Raw genomic sequence first — 21,101 nt, forward strand, 5'->3', positions numbered from 1 at the left:
ATGAACTTGGTAATCCTGTAACTGGTTTACAACAGGTTAGCTGTCCGTTTCGTCCATCCGTTTCAGCAGTTTCTCTATCATTTGGTCGAGATACACCGTCCGGCTGTTCTTCCGGTTTCGCATGGCGATAAACGTGTGGTACACGTCGCCCAGATCAATATGGAACGTCCGTTCAAATGCCGTCACAATGTCGATAATGTCCGCTTTCCCGTTATCCACGCTCCCCACCGCATGGATGCCGTATATCAGTTCCACCGCCGCCGCTTTCTTGTCCGTCCAGTACAGCTTCTTTCCCGATAACGGCTCGCCGTCCGCAGGCTCACGCATCCGCCTTGTCAGGAAGGCTAACAGCAGTTCCACCGCAATCAGCCGGGCGACCAACCGGTCATATCCGGTGGATAGCTCCGCTTCCGGCTCGAAGATGAACGTGTCCGTTTCCGGGCTTATCTCCGTCTGTCCCCGTTTGAAGTAGAAGCTGTCCCGGTACGTAGCCCCGCTACGGTAATACTGGAAAAAGGAAAGGCTGCGTTCAAAGACCGTTTTCAGTTTCTCAATCTCACATTGGTAATAACCAGCGGCAAGTTCATAGTTGGGTGGGCGGTTACTCTCAATCTGGTATAGCTTGTAGAAGTACAGCAGCCGCCCGAGTATCAGCGGCTTTTGGTACTTAAAAAATCGGATTTCCTCTGCGTCATCCTTAAACTTGTGTGACAGTGCGAAGTCTTTCAGTTCAGCCATCTTTTCTTTCAGGAACTTCGTCATTTCACGGCATCCCGGAATAATGTTTTCCCCTTCCAGATTGACCGTCCCCGTATATCGGTCAATCTCCTGTAACATTGAATCAAAAAATTTATCCATGCAATCCTTTTTAGGTTTCTAAAAACGGCTGCAAAGTTATTGGCAATCCGAATATTACTTTTTTCGTTTCCCGTCCATTCTTTTTCGATAATCGCTCAAATCGCACAAAAACGACTTTTACCATGCCGGATGTGGCATACCCCACGTTATCAACTCCCCAATCCCAGAAAATAGAACGGTCTGTTTTCCGGTGCGGCATCCTTGTACAGTGACAATCCTTCAAAAAAATGGTGATCCTCATTTTCCAGATGTCCCACCACCCGGTTATGAATCTTAAACAGCAATTCTCCGGCGGTAAATCCGTCCCCGTCCGCCGTCAGTCTGAAATCTTCCTCTGTTTCGTCTTCCTCCTCCCAATAGGCGTATTGCACTGTCACTTCCTTACACGCCAGTACCACCTCTTCCGGCTGCCACCCGTCCGCATCCAGTTCCTCGTGGTACTCCTGCACAGCCTTCATAAACTCCTCGATGGTATCGTACTGCCCGCCATAGAACGCCCAACGCACATCTGTCATTATTTCCTGTGGGTATTTCTCTTTCTTCGCACGTGCCTTCTCCTTTCCCGTAATTTGCTCGTATAATCGTTTTAAATCAAAGCCATATTTCAATGCCATATCATAATAATTTTGGTTAGTATCTTCGTGAATTGATGCGTAAATTTCACTCCTTAATTCCGGTCGTGAACGCAAGTCTATATGCTCAAAATAATTATCCATTTTGGCATCCTCTTTAATTAAATCATCCCGCCCGGAAAAATCCAGAGTAGCAACAATTAGATTATAATATCCGTATCCGGAAGATGCGTAAACACCTATCTCTCTATATTTATCACCATCTATTGGAATTGGTAAGTATAATTCACCCGAAGCCAAATAAACATTCATATTATACCGACTTAGAACTTCCGGGAAACTCACTTCAATGGGATTAACCTCTCTTTTACCGACTATCACTCCCTCGTATTTACTAAGAAAATCGTTAAACACGAACGTCCCGGTAACAGCTTTCTTCTCAAAGTCCACATCTTCCACCGAAGTGTACACACCCAAGAACATTTCAACCAGCACACTCTTATTGAAGAACTCCAGATCATTTAATTCTCTTTCTTCTTCTGGCACAATCTTAATATACTGTTTCGTTACATCAAACAGCACCCTTCCGAATATAAACTCCGTTTCGGACACCGGAATAGCGAACACATCGCTCGTCGTACATTTTACTTTCTTTGCCATACGCTTGATTTTACAGATATAGTTATTCTAAATACTTCGCTTTCTTTCCCAATATCTCTTGCCACCATACCGGAGTATATTCTTTGGCACGTGGATAGTTTTTAAACTCATGGCTAAAGTTATCAGGTGTTTTATTATCAAGCATTTCGTCATAATTGAAACAAACAGTAAATGTTTTATTAGGCATTAGTTCTATTGTACATGTAAGCCATGCTCCCTCAAAGTCAGCCTGTGAATACATTTCATCTTTTATTTCTTCCATTAAATCGAAATTTTTCCAAGATGCGGGAAATTTGGTTGTTGTTCCTTTTAATATGAAATGATTATTTGTAGTAATAGAATCAATTCCTTCTGCTTTAATAATGATTTTATCCCACATTCCTGTATAATTTTCATTATATACTTTCATCGAATTTTCTATAACTTGCCGAATCTTCTCTTGTATCGCAGGTGTTTGGTAAGTCTGTGTTCGCTGTGGAATAGCTAATTGCTCCACGATAACAGTATTTTTCAAATACTTCGCTTTCTTTCCCAATATCTCTTGCCACCATAATGGAGTATATTCTTTTGCACGTGGGTACTTCTTAAATTCAGCAACAAAATCATCTGAATCTACTAAGTGGTCTTGTGGAATCTGACTTTTATCGTCATAGACAAATCGGATAGAATACGTCAAGTCAGGATTTAGCTCAATAATGCAATAGAACCATGCACCTTCCACTTTTGCCTGATTGTACATTTCCTTTTTAACATCGTTCATTATATCAAACACCTGCAAAGATGTTTTCATTCTATGTTCCTGCCCTTCTTTAATTACAGTATTTTTTGCTCTTAGCCCCACAGCCATACAACGAACAGATATTATAATTTTATCCCATTTATCATTGTAATCCTTATCATATAACACTAATGCACTATTTATGACTTCTTGAATTTTAGATAATATCTCAGGTGTCTGATAAGTCTGTGTCCGTTGTGGAATAGCGAATTGCTCCACGATAATAGTATTTTTCAAATACTTCGCTTTCTTTCCCAATATCTCTTGCCACCACATCGGAGTATAACCTTTGGCTCGTGGAGACTTCTTGAACGCCGTTTCTAATCTCTCCGGGTTATCAAATACATCATTGGGCAATGAAGCCTTATTGTCATAATTAAATTCAATAATAAATTTCTTTTGGGTATCAAACACTATTTTACACATAAGCCATGCGCCTTCAATACTTGCCTGTTTATACATATCATTTTTTATTTCAGACAATAAATCCGCTGTACTTAATGAAACAGGCATTTTTGAAACAATATTATTACATATAAAATATCCTTCCGTTCTTACATCACCAATACAATGCGCTTCTACAATAATTCTATCCCAATTCCCCGTACAATAATTATTAAATACTTTCGTGGATTTTTCTATTATCTGTTGTATTTTTAGCAATATATCAGGTGTCTGATAGGTCTGTATCCGTTGTGGAATAGTGTTCTGTTCCACCTCTTTTTTCTTTGGGGCATCTATTCGGATCAGCGGCGCATCTGATTTACGGCACAGCGTTTCTACTGTATCAAGATACCAGTACCAGAACTCCCGCCTTTTTCCCGCATCCCCTTCATCCACAAAAGGATTTCCCCCGGCAAAAGCCATCGAAGCGAAAAAGTCCGTATTCCATACCTCGTACTCAAACGCACCATCATCTTCTCCCTCGTATTCATCAATATCCAGCATAGCGGCCGCATGATCCGCTATCGAATAACAAAGTGAGATTACCGCCCATCCTGCCATATTTTCCGTACAGGATTGCCCCTCTACATAGTTACGTAGTCTATTCGCTTCTTCGACTAAGGCATCCGCTTTTCCTTTTCCGTGGTAAAGGTATTCGTCCGCCGAACACAGCAGTTTCCGCAACAAGGTATCTTCAATCTCATTTCCCCAAAGAGGATATACCTTTTTGCAGCACTCCGCAAACACTTTGTTCACTATCTCCACGTTACCGATGGACTGTAACAGTTCCACACGGCAGGACAAAGGCAAATGACCGTTACCGCTTTGCTCTATAACCGTCCTTAGCTCGCTTATTTCAACTTTTTTGTTTTTCATAAAATGGGAAAGAAGTGTTTTTATATTCATTGTAACTTATCATTAATCTTTCATTATCAATTTTTCCGTATCTCACCCGGACTTGCCCCGAAATTCATCTGGCAGAACTCCGTCAGGTACGATTGCGACACAAACCCGCACACCTCTGCCACTTCCAGCAGCGGCAAGTCTGTTTGTGTGAGCAGGTTCTTCACCTTGTCTTTCCGCAGTCCTTTCAGCCATTCATGGGGAGTAGTACGGAACTCTTCACGGAACAGCCGCCGGAAAGTGCTTAGGCTGTACCCGCAAAGGTCAGCCAGATGTCCCGTATTCTTTGCCTTCATGCAATGCTTCGTAACCTTCTCCACGAGCCTTTTATTCTTCACCATTCCCAGATACACCTCTGCCTGCAACAACTCTTCACCCGTCATTTCCTTTACCTTCGCACAGGCAATAGGTATTTCCAGTTCCGTAGCACCTTTCGGCAAATCCTCGCTCTTGGTACAGTGCGGACGTTTCCGCTTCATTTGCTGCACATACTGCGCCAGTCGGTTATACACCCCGTTCAGATACCCCCGTTCAGGATAGATATGCAATATCCGGCACAAGTACAGCAGTTCCCTGTTGCACCCGTAGTTGATATACCAACTCGATAACCGGAACACATACCGCAGTGCCGCATCTTCCCGTGACAAGGCAACCAGCATCACATACGCCTCGAAACCCTTGTCGCTGTACGTCACCGCTTCCGGTAGCTTGTTCAGCGTATCTGCCACGAACCGCATTACCCGTCGGTCCTCGGCAAGCTGTTCCAGCCCAGCAAATTCCCCCGCATCCTGCTTGCTTCGTATCATTCCTTCCATTGTTTCTACCAGAGCTTGCACCTTCTCCGCAATCTCCGATTCTGCCGTCACCGCTGCCCGCACCAGTTCTTGGCTTAATGTTGATGTTGTTTCCATATCCGTATAATTTTTTAATACCCCCACCAATCGCTTTCGTTATAATTACTACTTTCATAAATCAATTTATCATTTTTGATAACTAAGATTTGTATTTTATCAGTTGGTACACTCATTTCCCCTTTCTCTGTTTTCAGACTTACTCCGGTGGGATTTCCTTCATTATCAATATGAATGGTAAAATCACCTTTCGGCAACTTTCCTTCACCATACAACTTTTCGTAAAGCTCCATAATATCAAAATCATCCCTCTGCGGATAATCACTGCCGAACACCTTTTCAAAAGCAGAAAGAATCATTTGTTCGTCAAATACGAATCTAACTTCATATTGATCCTTACCTGCCGTCCAACTTATATAGATATTACGGGGACGAGCCTGTAAAGAATATAGATTCTCTTTCAGTCTTTCCCATAAAATCACATCATATTCTCCATTGAAATAATGTACTGCAATTTGTGTCAAATCCACATCTTCCATTTCTATTTCAGGAACTATATGATAATTAAAACGTTTACGGTAATTTTCAAACAACAAACTGTCAGGCAAACCATTTTTCTTTAAATTCTCATATACTCTTGGTTCATCTTCAATAGTGGACTTGACATATTCATCTTGGCTAATAATAGCACGAGGGCGAAATTCCGACATCTTTACGGGCACTTCCGGCCCATGCAGACAACAAACCTCTGTCCGTCTACCATAACCAACCGCCCATATTTGTATCATTCCATAGGGAGCCATGCCAACAACAAGCCCGTTATATCGCTGTTCTATTTTCCGCACATTCATCCAAACCGTGTCAAATAACGATTGCAATCTGTTTTTTGGCAACCACTCCGAAACAAAATAAAATTTGTTTTCAGTAAACGACAACCATACGATCTCTATCGCTTCCGGTAAGGGTTTATATTCTTCACCCACAACGTGCAATGATTGTCCCACTCCCCATACATTGCCAACTAATGATTTACTCGGTATATAAACCGTACTTTTGTCCGGCATACCGAAATACCCTACATGGATAGTCGTAGGATAAAGATAAGGTGCGCTTTCACTCGGATACCACGAATATAGCTTTTCCTTCTCCTGTTGCTTCTCCTTTTTGCCGGAGCAGGAGCTAAACAAACTCAATATTCCCATAACGATAAACAGTATTTTCATGGTTCATATATTTTATATTTCGTCAGTAACAAGTCTGCACCATCTTTCAATCGCCCTGCGTGGAGTAGCCGAACACCAATCGCCCACACATATATCCGTAAAATCTTCCGCATGGCATCGTTCCAGATATTCCAAAAAGTGTAGTACAGCCTTCCTCTGTTCCTCACTGAACAGCACCAGCCTTTCCCGTACAAACTCGTATAGCTCCGTTCCGGCATCCGGTAATGTCAGCGAATGAACAATGCTTTCGGGTATCATGTCTGTCCCCTCATAATCTTCCAGTGCGAACAACATATACGCCGGAAGGTAGAACCTGAACCCCTGTGGTTCAAATAAAGGCAACGCATCCCGTTCTTGCACGAGCAATTCACGGGGCACATCCTGCCAGTTCTCATAACGGCTGAACCCTTCCCGTATCTGCTTTCGTTCCAGATCATTCCCTTCCAAGTCGTTCGTTATATACTCCGTACCCGGATAAGGCATATCGACAAAAGCATCTCTAATTTCTTGTATCATAATTTCTAAATCTCTCATGTTCATAGTCTGTATGTTTTATAATTTTCCGATATTAAATCAATTTCACTATCAGTCCACTACCAGATTTATTTCTTTTGATATGATTTGTCCGGTTACTCCGTTTACTGTGATTGTCACCTCTTTATTAAAGTCTATGTAGCTATATATATAACAGGGGATTTCTCCCTCTCTTTTTACAACTTCTTTTCCAAAACTGATAGTGCGCTCTTTGTGTACTGTTCCGTTTTGCATATGATTCGGCATATAGTACCCATTTTTCCAAAGTATCTCCTGAAATTGTAGAAAGCTGATTTTAAATCCTTCATCTTCACAAACTGTTTTTATCAGTTTTCCTGTACAGTCATAATGGTAAGTGTTACCAATTCTAAGAAGGCGGTTATCATTTATAGCCCAATATTGTTCCTTTATCATTCCTGTTTCACTGTAAATCTTTCCAGCCATTATGTAATCCGGTCTGATTACTTCTATTCGATAAAAAGCATCTTGTTTATTCTTCCAGTCATAATAATATTGGCACAATTTGATAGCCCTGTCAGGCAAAGTATCGCAATATCCCCGTACTTTATATTCCGGATTAGGGTAGCCTGCTTCTTCCATAGCCTTCTTGTTAAAAGTAACGGTATCAAGTACTTCATATTCAACAATTGTGGCAAACATTCTTTGGCTGGTTTTATCCACAGGATATATTTTATCATATCTTCGTCCTAAATCATATTTTGCTATAATCGAATCTACTTTCCGCTGATCCTCTTTCGTTAGAATTACCTTTTCGTAAAATTCATCACCAAACAATGCATACTTTGCTTTTGTATCAGTAGAGCCGTAATCAAAAACATTGTTCATATATGGCAACATTTTCTGACCTTGCGTTCCGTCTTTTTGGTCGGTAAACAACCAATAACCGAAAATAGGGTAATTAGGTCTTTGTTCCTCATTCTCCGTCTTTACATCTTTCTTATCTGCAATATCAACCCTTTTCTGCCTTTCTCCTTGTCCGCCCATATAGGCATGTATAATCATTTCCCTTTCTTTCGGTGACAAGGTAATGGTTTCTGCGCCTGCACTCTTTGTACCGTCATTGTTAAAGTTATATTCCCTTAATATCAGGTACAGTGTTTCCCCTTTTAATGGAAAAGAATCGGGACGAAATATGTTTCTTTCTACTTCATACCCATTTAGAATTGCTTCTTCTCCTTCTGCAAGCCTTTCCTTTCTACTTGTACAAGAAGAGAATATCCCCAATATTCCTATAATGATAATCAGTATTTTCATGGTTCATACATTTTATATTCCATTGGCTGCAAAGATACCCCGTTACCTCACATATCCTTTTTCGCTTCCTATCCATTCTTTTTCGATAACTACTCATTAGAGCAATATTTCTTAATAATGGCATCCACTTTCTTTTTCCATTTATTAGAGAGTGAAACACTTGTGACGTCTGTCATGTAAAAATGACCATTCTTATAAGGAAGTTCTTTGGTTTTTCCAACAAATATGTAGTAAGTCTTGGGAGGAAGATCTGCTTGCACTGATATGCTTTCTATCATACCATATTCTATTATTTCCCCGGCTTCATTTTTAACATCATCATGTTTTATCACACTTGCATCATCAAACGCTCCGCTTTTAAAGGCTTTAATAATGTCTCGTGTTTCCTTTCGGGTTAAAGGGATTATCGAAGCAGAATCCAAAACGCTCCACCATGCGTCCACATACTTTTTATCAATCAAGCCCAATGAATCAGAATCTCCTATAAAATGGTATAGGAAGTCCTTCTTTTCTATTTCACCGTAATCGTATTGTTGTGCATTGGTATTTAATCCTAAACTCAGTAATCCCATTATCAATACTATTTTAAGTTTCATATTATTTCATCATTATTGTTTTTCCAAATATAGCACAAACTTTCAGAAAACACAGTGTTTGCTGTATTTTATTTCGTGCGGACACAAAAAAAGCACCCCGAAAGGTGCTTCACATATCACATAAAAGATTGAATGATGTTCAATTTCCGTTCAAAAGAATCATTTCAGCAGTTTATATACAGCGTCAAATTGCCGTTTTAGCCGTTCGGTATCAAGTCCCGTGGTAAAAGCCAGCACGTATGACATTCCCAGATGTGCCATTCGGAACATATCGACGACCTCTTCCGTGGCAATATCATTTCTGATTTCCCCCGAAGCGATTGCCTTATCAATTATCTTTCGCCACATCTGTTGGTCTTTCTCAAAGATAGCATCCATTTTTTCCACAAAGTTCGGATAATACTTGTACGCTTGGAACAAGAACTGAAAATAGCATTTGGCACATTCCTTTCTATCTACTCCCAGTTCATTGCTTAGATAATCCATTGTCCTTTCCACCCCTTCGATATAGGTTTGCAGGAAGTCCCGCAATGAAATATCTTCCGCAAACACGAACTTGTTTTCCACCTTGTGCGGTTCAAAGATATAGGTATCTACAACCGCCTTGAACAGTCCCTGTTTGTCCTTCGTATGATGATAGATACCCCGGCACGACAATCCGATAGCTTTCTCCAGTTTTACCACCGTCACCTTCTCGTAATTGTCCTGTAAGAACAGCCGGAACGCATTTTTATATATTTCAGCCTTATTCGTTTTCATATCAGCGCAGCATATATTTATCTTTGGTTACCACGAAGATAATACATTTCTTCCGAACAGCCATATCTCCACCCGTAAAACCTCACATCCCCCCCCTTTACAACAAGATATAGTGACTTGTCCTAACATAGTTTTCTATTTATATATTAACTTTGTAAAAGGCATATTTTATTTATCATACTGATAACACATTGATCATCATCAAGAGTATAGACATTGTGTGCCTCTCTTGTGGCTTTATCCCAATGCCACCATTCATGCAAATCTGCTGATTTTGTTGCAGACATAATAAATGAATTGAGAACAATCTGCTTATCACCTGCTGTCGGTGCTAACTGCTTTTCCAAATCCTTGATTGTTTTGTAAAATTCAATCTTAGGGTCATCAGGCATAATACGAAGCAAACCTTTCGGGTCGACAAATGTGATATATTGCTTTTCAGGTGTGTCTATCCATAAGATATAATCAGGATAGAAATTACCTGCAACAAAAAATCCCATACCCACCTTACTTTTATTTCTTAGAAGATAAAGGGATTTGTTTTCAAGTACATCACCATTATTCTCTGTAAATTCCTTCAGATAATCAACAAACAGCTTTTCATCTTCATTCAAGCTGACAGGGGTAATCTGTATATTGGTATTTCCCTTTTTCAAGCATACCAATGGCGCATACAAGTGAGAACGGAAATCGAACAGACACAGATTTTTGTTGAAGTCAAACTTCTTTTCGTATTCGTTCAATCCATTATTATCTGCAAGAATAGACTTTATATCTCCAATGAATTTATCCAATTCTTCACCAGTGGTATCTAAGCTATTTTGTGGTGTAACGGTGAAGGTATATTCATCTACAAAATTATTGTCAGTAGTCGATATTTCTTGGAATTCAAGCAATGGTGCTTCCCATCTTTCTTGCTCGAATTTGCAGAATTTGTCCATATAAGACTTTAATGCCATAATCGCATAATCTGTGGCATAGTCAATTTTGCGAATTGAATCTATTTCAAGTTGCTTTTCTGGAATAATTAGTTCATACCAACCATCTGTTTCAAGAATAGATTTCAGCTTGTTCCTATCAATGCTGATATTGAAATAAGACTTCTCATTTTTGTATTGCTGAATCTCATCAAAGATGCGATAATAATCAAGCAAGGCAAGTGTTGATGCTGGAATCGTGAATCTTGTATCAATCACCTGAATATTCATTTTTAATGAGCCTGATGATTCAATGGATTGAATCTTGCTTCGGCAATCTAGTACCGACTTACTACGAACAAGGTATCGCATGAAGTCTTCTTTGGGTACATCGAGCACCATACGTCGTGCTTGCTTCTTGAAATTCTTTCCGTCCTTTACTTTTATGACACGAAGTTTCTTTGTCTTTATTTCATCATAACGATTGACTACTGGCAGAGTCACTTCAATAATATCATCATTGATAGGAGCTCCTTCCTGTTCAAGGAATTTCTTGAAATCCTCCATATATTGCGCCTTCACACCAAAAATGGTAAGTGTTTCTACGCAGTTCATATATCGCAAAGGTTTTACTGAGGTATCGTCAAGGCATGTAGACCTTTTTAGCATTCCTTTATATCCTTTCAAACGAACACCACGACCAAACAACTGAATTGCCTGCGAACCTTCACCTTTGGCAAAATTTATCAATCCCATTGTAGACACACGCCAGCTGTTCCATCCTTCGGTAAACTTTCGTGAACCGATAAGTATTCTAATCTTTGATTCTTTATCGTTGATGCTATTGAATAATGAAGTAGAAACGAATTCTTCGCTTCTGCTTACTATTCCCTTTGCCTCACAAGCCTTAATAAGATTAGATGTATCTCCAATGTTTATCACACCAAAATAATCACCATATTCGCCAATCTTCATTGCAATTTCACCTTGCACTTGCTTTATGGCTTCAATGTGCAATCGTGGAGCATCGGCAACGGTATCGGTATTGAATATCAGATGAAGCATATCCTCATATAGCACTTGCGCTGATGGTAATTGGCCATACACATCTATTAACGCATTGAAATCGTGTGAAAATAGATCACGCCCATGTTTATCGGTAAGACCCGTTTCTTCTGACTTCACTTGCTCTATGCAACGGATGCTTTCTTGTTTGTTACGAACAAATCTGTCAATAAAACATAGCACTTCCTGAACATCACTCAATTCATCTTTTGATGTTGATGCCGTTACACGGTTTCCAACAAACACTAATAATGGATTCTCTATATTGAAAGGAATCAGTTCGGTTCGTTTTTCAATAGAGTACTTCACTTGTTGGAAGAAGGAAAGCAAACAACCTATCAAATACAAATGACGGTGATTATCATCAATACCTGCTCTGAGGTTATAGATACGATAATCTTTTCCATAGCCATCGCCATAGAAATATTTATAAGAGTAGTCCATTATTATAGACTTGCCATATTCCGCTACCATTTGCCTGTCTTCCTTTTTTGAAGATGTGGCATTCAGTGCTTGTTTGAATGTAGCTGAGTACTCAAAGGCAAAACCTTCTTCGCTTAATCGTGTACGATAGTCGTACCAAACACCATCTGTTGAAGACATGCCACGATGGGCTTCATCCACAAGAACAAGGTTATTGCGTTCAAAGCTATCTACCGATACGGTTTTCACTTTGCCTTCTTCCTTGAGTTTGTTCATATCAATGATGGCAACACCTTCATTTTGTCCGTTAAACATACCGCCACCATCTTTATTGAAGATATTTGCTTTAATTCCAGAGAGAGTAAGCTCACTTAAATGTTGTTTACTCATTCCTTCATTTGGCGAAAGCACTATAATTTTATTGATAGCGATACTGCCGTTTATTCGTTTTGCACGCTTCAAATAGAATATAAATTGCTTTATGTTGATGTGCATTAAAAGTGTCTTACCACTACCTGTAGCACACATATACGCTAACTTGTTCATTGAGTTAATGGTATATGGTTCCATCGTAAGAGCGCCAAGTGTTCTTGTGTTTTCCCTGTCAATGAATTCGTTAAGCGACTTGCAGAAGGCTGATCTGTCTGCAAAGTAGTTGTCGAGATACATCTCAGTAAAAAGCAGCGAGATGTATTGGAAATACTTCAAACTGATACCACCACGCTTCTCTCCAATTTCTTTTGTATATCGACAAATTCTCTCATCGTATTCCCGCAACTTATCGGTTGTGATACTACAATGTTTCATCTTTGCTATCTGAGCTATGTAATGATGAAAATGAGTATTGCCATTTTCATCCAATCCTTCATATTCAACGCTGTTGAGCTTGTTACCCAAACTTTTCAGTTCGGTAGTGCCTATCTCACTAAGAAAGTAACGGAATAAAACCAAATAGGTTTCAAAGCTGACTGATGGTGAACTTTTCTTTTTTGCCATATTTCGTTATTCCTCCCACATTCGTTTATTGAATTCTGTTTCGATAAGCACCACTTTCCATTGCTCATCGTCAAGACGCAGATTCTCAAGGTTGTTATCCCCATTGATATATATTACATCAAACTCACGGTCGGCAGGATTGATGCGATATTTCGAAAAATAGGCATCCAGTGCAGCATTGCTCGCTAGAATATTATCTTGATTAATGTTACGCCATATAATTAAAGCCTTACGACCATCTGGTAATGTTCCTTCGATTTGACGGAATCCATAAACTCCATTAAGGTCTTTTTGTAAATCAACTGCACCCTCATATGGAGGATTAACAGCTTCTTTGGTTGAGAAGTAGGAGATTGAAGATTGACTATGAACAGAAAGACCAATAAGGTAATTGAAGGTTTCAATGACATCAACTCGTTTTTCTTTACATTCATTCTTTTCTGTAATCTTCATATTATACTCAAATGGAGAGATGAAAGCATCTAGATTTAGTAAACTACCTTTTGCTTCCATATCAAGCATATAACCTATTAGATATTCATCTCCTAAGTTAGAGCCGAAGAATGAGCCTTTCTCTTCAAGAGTAATGTTTGAAAGTGCATCTTCATAGCTTTCAAGACGCATATATTTCATTATTTGGGATATGCCATTGTTATGCTCTGTTGGTTTACCACTATCCCATTCAGAAGAATAAATAGCTTTCTTTACTCTTGTTTTGGTAACTAATTCAAAGTATTCACCCATTTCAACAAGGATATACTTTCTGTTTCCATTAGTCTTTCGGTTTAAGTCAATTACAGCATGTCCTGTGGTTCCTGAGCCTGCAAAATAATCAAGAACAATAGCTTGTTTATCGTCAAATGTGCCTGCTTCTATTGCTTCTTCTACTGTATAAAGTGACTTTGGAAATGGAAATCTACCAGAGTCTCCAAACATTTTTGTTAATAAGTTAGTACCATTAACAACAGCACTAAACTTTGAATCTACCCACATGCTTGGTAATAAATCTCTGTTCTCATCATCAAAATAACGTCTTTTAATTACGTTGTTATCAGAACAAAATAGCATATCGTTTTTCCAATACTCGTTAGCAGATTCATATCCTAAACTCCAACATCTTTCTGCTCCGTCTGCTCCTAATGGGTATACACGTAGATAACCTTCATTTGTATTTGAGGTTAGGAAGTCTTCGTTTATTAATGGAGGTTTTTCAAAACCTTTAATAGTGTGAGTTGTTGGGTCAACTAATACTGCGTAGAAACTATTAGGTCTGCCATATCGAAAATTATTATCACCAGTACCACTCCGACAGAACCCTCTTACTCTTTCTCCTGCATTTTTAGCTTTTCCTCGCAATATATCACTATTCTTTTTTACTGCAAATAAGTTGTATTCATGGGTTTTACTTACATTACTTCTGCCTGTTCCAGAACCAGGATAATGATTAACAATGACTTGAAATATATTATAGTTAGGAAGAGTAAATTCCAGAACTTTGTATAAATTGTGAAGTTCAGTATCATCTATAGCTATAGAATAATATCCAATCGTATCAACCAATAATGATTTTCCTTCAAATAATCTGTTCTGCATTAATGATAACCAAGATGAATCTCTATATCCATTTTTATATAATATTGGTGTAGCATCAGTATTATATGGAGGGTCTATATATATGGTTTGAATTCTATTGGAGTATTGATTTTTTATTAGTCTTAGAGCTTGATAATTATCGCTATTTATCATCAAACCATTAGTGTTCTCATCTATATTATCTATAGATGCAATTAAACGGTCACGGAATGTGGTCGGAAAATTCTTTGTATCAACAATTAAGTTTTGATTCTCCTTCAAAAATTCTATGCTCGGAGGATTTGTGAATGCTGTTGTATTTAGATCTCCTTTGATTTCATCAATAGCATACATATCAATCCACTCCTGAATCTGTGTCTTATTAGCAATAATCTCCGGATAGAAAGATTTATCAATATGGTCAAGTGTAATGCACCAATTCGTTTCCACCACAAACTTTTTCTTCAGCCAAAGTTTGCGCTGGAAATTCTCTATCTGCGCCAAGAATGTGATTATCTCTTTACCGATGCGTTTTACCGCACGCACCTTTGCAAGATAACTTTCTGCACGTACTTCATTATCTGTGTCAAGGTCATCGAGATGCATCACTTCGTTCTTGATGAAGAAATCAAGTTCACGTGTGAGGAATCCACCTAAATCCTTATGGATGAAATAATCGAATGTGTTCTTTGCTACATATCCGTTAAGATGTTTCTGAATCAAAGTTACAGGTTTCTTTGGGTCTGTTGATGTTTGGTACATCAATGGCATCATCAATTCAGGTACACCAATAATATATTCACGAATTTTTGTATAGTTATCATCAACATAGTTCTTCTTTTTGTCTGCAGGTATGTCAAAGATAAAGCGAATGATTAGTTCCTTTGATTCAGCATTCCATTCGAATGTTTTCAATTCAGGTCGCTCATCATTTTCTGTGTACAGCATGAACACACGTTTAGAATCGTCAGTTTCCTTATTATTGTTCTGCTCGATTGTAGCATCAACCAAGCGAAAATGAACATTTATCCCTTCCTTTGTAACAAACGAATAATCCTTGAAGTTTTCAGCAGTCTTGATGTAATACTGGTCTTGGTTAGCCCAATACAGTTTTACTTCTTCACCTTCATATGGAATAGCATAGACACCTTCTTTATAACGACGTTTAGAGATAAAATCTCCTTCGTCGTAGTAACGATTAAAGAATGAATATAGTGCAGAATAGACGTCGCTTTCGAGTGCTGACATATCAGAACCTTGAGATAACTGCTTCTGCAAAGCAATATATTCTTGCTTCTTTGGAGTATTGTCTTGAAGAGCATCAATAGTCATACCCATTGATTCAACATCAGACCCTATCTTAGCCAACTTTTGCTTGATTTCATCAGTCTTTTCATTTGCAAATGGTGCGAGAATCTCTTGTATTTTCTTGGGTAGACGATTCTCGAAGTAATCAACAATCTCACGTTGACGAATATTGATGATTCTGTAAATACCGAAATCAAGGTCAGACTTATCTAACTCAAATATGGTTTTCAATAATGCGACGAAGCGCTTCTGATATTCATTCATTATGTTGTTTATTAATTAGTTAGTACTCCAACGGACAATAAATAGATTATCTGATGAAGTTGTTTGAATCATTTTTCTCTCAAGTTCAGCAACGAGCTCTTTTCTACGAACAGATATTTCATCTTCCCTGTTTTCAAGTTCATTGCGCTTTCTACGCTTCTGACGGCGCAGATCTTCTGCTTTAGCTTCAAGACTGATACGTTCTTCTATATTTTCAGCTTGACGAGCAAGTCTTTCTGTTTCACGTATATTACGTTTTACTATATCAAGCTCTTGCTCAATACCATCAATCACATCGCGTTCCCAACGATAGATTCTGTCTTCTTCTTCTTTGAAGAATGAAAGGTTTCTACTATCCACATTCTTTATTGTTGTTATGATGTGTTGTTTTGAATTTGCACTCAGTCGAGAAACAATAGTATCAGGTATTTGGGTATTTATCTTTTCAATTCCACCACAGAGGAATAGTTTTTCGGCTTCTTCTTGTGTTAAGAACTTGCCATCCTCAGTGAATGCAGTAAACAAGCAATATTGTTCGTCTTCAAATGATGAAATTTGAAGTCTTGATAAGCCTAAATAGCCTGATTGACATCTAAGATATTCAGGCAGTACTACGTTTATACCAGTATCTTTATTGTTGAATACGATTTCACTGTTGCAGTTGTCTGTATCTAAAATCATAGCTTTGTCGAGGACATACTGAGCTAAAGGGTGAGAAAGTCGATACGGAGCACCATCTTGCAGTTGTGATAATAAATCATATTTACCACACGCGCAATTCGCAACTGACTTTTTGAGAACGAAAGAATGTTGTTTATCATCGAATTTAGCTTTGCCATCAAGCACATACTTTGTTAATTCCCAAAGAATATGTTCATATCTATTTAAGAAAGTACTTGCTTCATCTTTTGCTACACGAAGATGTTCTTGCACATCAATATCAAAGTTTTCTAAAATTTGATGGCGAGTATCTTTCATGCGTTCGTCTATCTCAACCTGCATGTCAGTTTGAAGACGATCGAACGCTTCATTGATTTCTTCTTCAGTTCTACATTGCTGATAGATTTCCCAAATACGAGTTTCAAAGTCGATAGCGTCTGCCTTACCGAGAATTTCATCAGAAGCGCCGAATATATCATCAAAAAGATTGAATTTCTCGTTAAGAATATTGAATACACGCACATCTGCGTAATTCCTGATATTTACGAAGTTGACAACAACAACATCATGTTTTTGACCATAACGGTGGCAACGACCAATGCGCTGTTCAATTCTTTGAGGATTCCACGGTAAATCGTAGTTTACAACAAGAGAACAGAACTGAAGATTAAGACCTTCGCCAGCAGCCTCTGTTGCAATCATAATATCTGCCGATTCTCTAAAATAATCTACTAATGCCATTCTTCGGTCAGCAGATTTGATGCCACTAACTTTTGAAGGATTAGCTTCGCACCAGTTTTTATATATTTGTGTTGTTTTAGGGTCAGAACCCCGACCATTGAACAATACGATTTTACCTTCGTAGCCATTAGCATCAAGATATTCTTTCAGATATGCCTGTGTCTTTGTTGATTCGGTAAATATCAATGCCTTTCGTGAAGCACCCTCTTTGGCTTGCATCTCAAATGATTTATCCAATGCTTGAAGAAGAGCTTCTGATTTGGAATCTTGCTTTATCTGTTTGGCTTTGTTGATAAATGTTTGCAATAGCTCAATCTCAGCCTTTAGTTTATCAATGTCAATCGCATCCTCTTCCTCGGCTGATATATCTTCGTTATCATCAACATACAAATCTATTTCTTCATCATCGTCTATCAAATCCTCTGCTGTAAATAAGGGCATAGATGCCGTTTCGAGCATCTTTTCGAGACGTGATTTTATATTAGTCAATGTACTTATAAGAGCAAAAGTTGAAGAAGCCAATATCTTACGGATTATCATTGTAGTCAACTTCTTCTGCTGTGCAGGAACTGAGTATATATCGTTTCTTCTGAGAAAATCAGAAATAGCTTGATATAGCTCATATTCAGCATCAGTTGAGTCGAACTTCTGTGTCAGTGGTAATCTATTTGTATAATTGATATATTCTTTTACATCACGTCTTAATGTACGTTTATACATCGTAGACAATCGTGAACGAAGGTCGGCATTATTTTCTCCAGAACCGTATTCACTTCTAAATGATTTCTCGCTACCAAAAATATGATCATCAATTATGCTTGTCAAGCCATAAAGCTCCAGTAAAGAGTTTTGGAAGGGGGTAGCTGTAAGCAACAGCTTCTTTGTTGTTGTGAGAGCATCACGAACTGCATGAGATGTTTTGCTTGACTGACGATAAACATTTCTTAGTTTGTGAGCTTCATCAATGATTGATATATCGAAACCATGCATCAATATTTCATCCTTTTTACGAGCCACAAAATTATAGGAACAAATAATTGCCTTATTCTTTGAATATGGAGATCTGCCGTTCTTGATGGCTTCATTATAGTTCTTGGTGTCAAGGATAATATTGTCAATACCAAATTTATCTATCAATTCTGTACTCCATTGTTTTCTCAATGCAGCAGGACAAACAATTATAATCTTTCGTTTGCCTATAGCCCAATATTGGCAAATGACCAAACCAGCTTCGATAGTCTTTCCTAAACCGACTTCATCAGCTAAAACGATACCTTTGGATAGTGGCGATTTGAATGCAAAAAGGGCTGCATCAATCTGATGTGGATTAATGTCAACAGACGCACTCATTAGTGATTGCGAGATTGAAGATAGTTCACCGCCCACAGCTTTTTGTGTAAGCAAGTTTGCGTAATACTTCGCGTGATATTTAGTTATCATACTATTAAAAACTTCGTCACAAAACGCTTTAACAGATTTAGTCAGACGTAGATGTGAAAGAGTATCCTTTTGATTCATCACCTCGACTACATTATAGTTGAATGATAAACATTTTACTCTTAGTTGACCTATTTATATAGGTGAACGTGTTTGCAAAAATACACATTCAAACTTGAAAATACCATTATTTGTACCGTTTTCTTCTAAAAATCTATGGAATAGTTGGTAATGTGGAAAATTCACTCTCATCTGCCCCTTCCGTTCACTTTAAGATGATCACTGATTTACCTAGAGTTCTATATTCCTAAATTAGCCCACATTTCTGAAGTTTTTGGTTCGTACTGTAACCCAATTAGTGGACATATGCTTTTTTCTAATAAAGTATCAATGTCCCTTAGTTTTATATTACATAAGCGTTCTTTGAAATTAAAAGTTTTAGTTACGGATTCGTTCATAAATTTAGAATGTAACGGTATGAAAAGAATGAATGGACTAATTCCAAATAGCTTATCAGGTGACTTCTTATCCTTGTAAAGACCAAAGCCTGAAGGAATAATGTCAGAGAAATTTTATGGTTCTGTTTTGTATCAGCCAAAAGCATTTCATGTTTCTTGAAGTATTCCAGCATTTTGACTCCGAGCATAGCTCTGCGGTTATTGGCATTGCCGATAACATAACGTACAATATAGTCTTGACACTTCTTACAAGTATCAATGCTAAATCCTTCTGTTTTACAGATGGCCCCAACACGCCTCACCATCCTGACAGAAGCCTGTAGCTCTTCCACTAAATCCCTGTTTTGAGGAGTAAACAGAAAGCCCGTTTGATTATGAACAACATGAAAAGTGTAATGAACGATAAGCCCTCTCTGCACATAATCAAACTGGAATGATAGTGTGCAGAAATGGTGATTACAAGAATGAATATGCTTACAAACAGAAAGTCATATAGGCAGGTAGATACACCACCCCTTCCTTTACACTCAGGTTTTTAGGATGAATCACATAGCTCCCTCCTATACGCTGACGAAAACTCTCGTTGAACCGGGTAAGAGAACGGATGGAATATTTATCATTCGATTTCACCTCTATCGGAAATATTTTATATTTCAGTTTGCTGTGGTTCGACAGGATAAAATCTATTTCCATGTCGTTGCGGTGCTTCTCTTGATTGTATCGCGTGTAGAAGTACAGTTTGTGCCCGGCCGCCACCAACATCTGGGCAATTACGTTCTCGTAGAACATACCCTCATTCACCGACAGTTTTCCCAATAAGATTTCCCGGTAAAGTTCTCCATCAGAGATCTCATTTTCATCAAATGTATGGCTGATAAGTAGTCCGGTATCGCCCATATAACACTTCACATATGTTCTGTCCTCATTCAGCGAAAGTCCTACGTTAGGGTCCGAACAGTTAAAGCATTCATTGGCAATCATCGAATCGGAGAGCCAAAAGAAAGTATCATGATATTTTGGAAAGCTCGCCCCCTTTTCAATGCGATTCATCACTACACGTCTTTCGGAACGAGAAAGAAAAGCCGGAATCTGGTCGAATATACTTAGTACACTCGACCTGTAGCCAGACTTTATCTTCTTTATATCATTCCGGTACAGTGTCAGTATGTCTCTTTTTTCCATATCGGCCATTTCGAAGTTCCGGTTGTTCTCCAGATACGCCGACAGGCTTTTCGGCATACCGCCCACAATCATGTATTGGCGGAACAGCAGCATAGCCTTGGCGTGAATCCCCTGCTCCAAAGGTACCTTTTTATCAAAGCATTGGCGGATATATACCATCAATGGCTCTTCATTCATAGCCCAAGCAAACTCCTCAAAGTCCATGGGGTACATAAGCAGTGTCCTTTCTTCAGAAGGAATGGTAATATCATTTACATTCTCCTTTATGGAGATTAGCGAGCCCGTCTCTATATAGTCGAACCGTCCATCTGCGACCAGATACTTTATCGCTTGCCGGGCTTTCGGAAACTGTTGTATCTCATCAAATATGATAATGGATTCTTTTGGATAAAGCCTCACACCATATTCCGAAGAAAGAATAAGGAAAAAGGTGTCGAGATCATTCATGTAATTGTTAAAGGCCGAAATAACCGAGTCACTAACTTTGTTGAAATCTATCATAAGATAGCTCCGGTATTCATTCTTTGCGAACTCTTCCACAAGAGTGGATTTGCCTATCCGTCAGGCACCTTCTATCAAAAGCGCCTTAGTACCTGTCGCTTGCTGTTTCCAGACAAGCAGTTTG

13 protein-coding genes are annotated in these 21,101 nt (G+C 38.7%); all 13 read right to left on the bottom strand.

Going from position 1 to position 21,101, the window contains the following annotated elements; all coding sequences use genetic code 11:
* Positions 1-36: 36 nt before the first annotated feature.
* The 13 genes from DW036_RS20000 to DW036_RS20065 all read right to left on the bottom strand — a co-directional run bounded on the left by DW036_RS20000 (position 37) and on the right by DW036_RS20065 (position 21,034).
* A complete protein-coding gene (locus tag DW036_RS20000) occupies positions 37-858 on the bottom strand; it encodes an RteC domain-containing protein (protein WP_118465946.1) in 822 nt (273 codons plus the stop codon).
* A gap of 149 nt (positions 859-1,007) precedes the next feature.
* Positions 1,008-2,090, bottom strand: coding sequence for a hypothetical protein (locus DW036_RS20005; RefSeq protein WP_118465947.1), 1,083 nt, complete (start codon positions 2,088-2,090; stop codon positions 1,008-1,010).
* Positions 2,091-2,112: 22 nt separating this feature from the next.
* Positions 2,113-4,188, bottom strand: a complete 2,076-nt coding sequence (locus DW036_RS20010) for an Imm5 family immunity protein (RefSeq protein ID WP_158585977.1) — start codon at positions 4,186-4,188, stop codon at positions 2,113-2,115.
* Between the two features lie 56 nt (positions 4,189-4,244).
* On the bottom strand, positions 4,245-5,126 hold the full coding sequence (locus tag DW036_RS20015) for a helix-turn-helix transcriptional regulator (protein ID WP_147401520.1): 882 nt from the start codon (positions 5,124-5,126) through the stop codon (positions 4,245-4,247).
* 14 nt (positions 5,127-5,140) lie between these two features.
* Complete coding sequence (locus tag DW036_RS20020) at positions 5,141-6,289, bottom strand: DUF2931 family protein (protein WP_118465950.1); 1,149 nt, start codon at positions 6,287-6,289, stop codon at positions 5,141-5,143.
* 12 nt (positions 6,290-6,301) lie between these two features.
* A complete protein-coding gene (locus DW036_RS20025; protein ID WP_118465951.1) occupies positions 6,302-6,805 on the bottom strand; it encodes a DUF6714 family protein in 504 nt (167 codons plus the stop codon).
* A gap of 69 nt (positions 6,806-6,874) precedes the next feature.
* Complete coding sequence (locus DW036_RS20030) at positions 6,875-8,098, bottom strand: hypothetical protein (RefSeq protein ID WP_118465952.1); 1,224 nt, start codon at positions 8,096-8,098, stop codon at positions 6,875-6,877.
* A gap of 89 nt (positions 8,099-8,187) precedes the next feature.
* Complete coding sequence (locus DW036_RS20035) at positions 8,188-8,694, bottom strand: hypothetical protein (protein ID WP_118465953.1); 507 nt, start codon at positions 8,692-8,694, stop codon at positions 8,188-8,190.
* A gap of 159 nt (positions 8,695-8,853) precedes the next feature.
* Positions 8,854-9,453 (bottom strand): TetR/AcrR family transcriptional regulator, encoded by a 600-nt coding sequence (locus DW036_RS20040; RefSeq protein WP_118465954.1) that lies wholly within the window; start codon positions 9,451-9,453, stop codon positions 8,854-8,856.
* Positions 9,454-9,599: 146 nt separating this feature from the next.
* On the bottom strand, positions 9,600-12,854 hold the full coding sequence (locus DW036_RS20045) for a DEAD/DEAH box helicase family protein (RefSeq protein ID WP_118465955.1): 3,255 nt from the start codon (positions 12,852-12,854) through the stop codon (positions 9,600-9,602).
* A gap of 6 nt (positions 12,855-12,860) precedes the next feature.
* Positions 12,861-15,998, bottom strand: coding sequence for a DNA methyltransferase (locus tag DW036_RS20050; RefSeq protein ID WP_118465956.1), 3,138 nt, complete (start codon positions 15,996-15,998; stop codon positions 12,861-12,863).
* A gap of 15 nt (positions 15,999-16,013) precedes the next feature.
* Entirely contained in the window at positions 16,014-18,839 is a 2,826-nt protein-coding gene (locus DW036_RS20055) for an SNF2-related protein (protein WP_118466001.1), read from the bottom strand.
* Between the two features lie 929 nt (positions 18,840-19,768).
* Positions 19,769-21,034: an ATP-binding protein gene (locus tag DW036_RS20065; protein WP_255421321.1), complete on the bottom strand. Its 1,266-nt coding sequence runs from the start codon at positions 21,032-21,034 to the stop codon at positions 19,769-19,771.
* Positions 21,035-21,101: the final 67 nt, after the last annotated feature.

Origin of the sequence: Bacteroides sp. AF39-11AC, assembly GCF_003474285.1 — a bacterium.
GTDB lineage: Bacteria > Bacteroidota > Bacteroidia > Bacteroidales > Bacteroidaceae > Bacteroides.

Coding starts and splice junctions, on each gene's coding strand:
- DW036_RS20000 (WP_118465946.1), bottom strand. CDS start 858: ATGGATAAATTTTTTGATTCAATGTTACAGGAGATTGACCGATATACG.
- DW036_RS20005 (WP_118465947.1), bottom strand. CDS start 2,090: ATGGCAAAGAAAGTAAAATGTACGACGAGCGATGTGTTCGCTATTCCG.
- DW036_RS20010 (WP_158585977.1), bottom strand. CDS start 4,188: ATGAAAAACAAAAAAGTTGAAATAAGCGAGCTAAGGACGGTTATAGAG.
- DW036_RS20015 (WP_147401520.1), bottom strand. CDS start 5,126: ATGGAAACAACATCAACATTAAGCCAAGAACTGGTGCGGGCAGCGGTG.
- DW036_RS20020 (WP_118465950.1), bottom strand. CDS start 6,289: ATGAAAATACTGTTTATCGTTATGGGAATATTGAGTTTGTTTAGCTCC.
- DW036_RS20025 (WP_118465951.1), bottom strand. CDS start 6,805: ATGATACAAGAAATTAGAGATGCTTTTGTCGATATGCCTTATCCGGGT.
- DW036_RS20030 (WP_118465952.1), bottom strand. CDS start 8,098: ATGAAAATACTGATTATCATTATAGGAATATTGGGGATATTCTCTTCT.
- DW036_RS20035 (WP_118465953.1), bottom strand. CDS start 8,694: ATGAAACTTAAAATAGTATTGATAATGGGATTACTGAGTTTAGGATTA.
- DW036_RS20040 (WP_118465954.1), bottom strand. CDS start 9,453: ATGAAAACGAATAAGGCTGAAATATATAAAAATGCGTTCCGGCTGTTC.
- DW036_RS20045 (WP_118465955.1), bottom strand. CDS start 12,854: ATGGCAAAAAAGAAAAGTTCACCATCAGTCAGCTTTGAAACCTATTTG.
- DW036_RS20050 (WP_118465956.1), bottom strand. CDS start 15,998: ATGAATGAATATCAGAAGCGCTTCGTCGCATTATTGAAAACCATATTT.
- DW036_RS20055 (WP_118466001.1), bottom strand. CDS start 18,839: ATGATAACTAAATATCACGCGAAGTATTACGCAAACTTGCTTACACAA.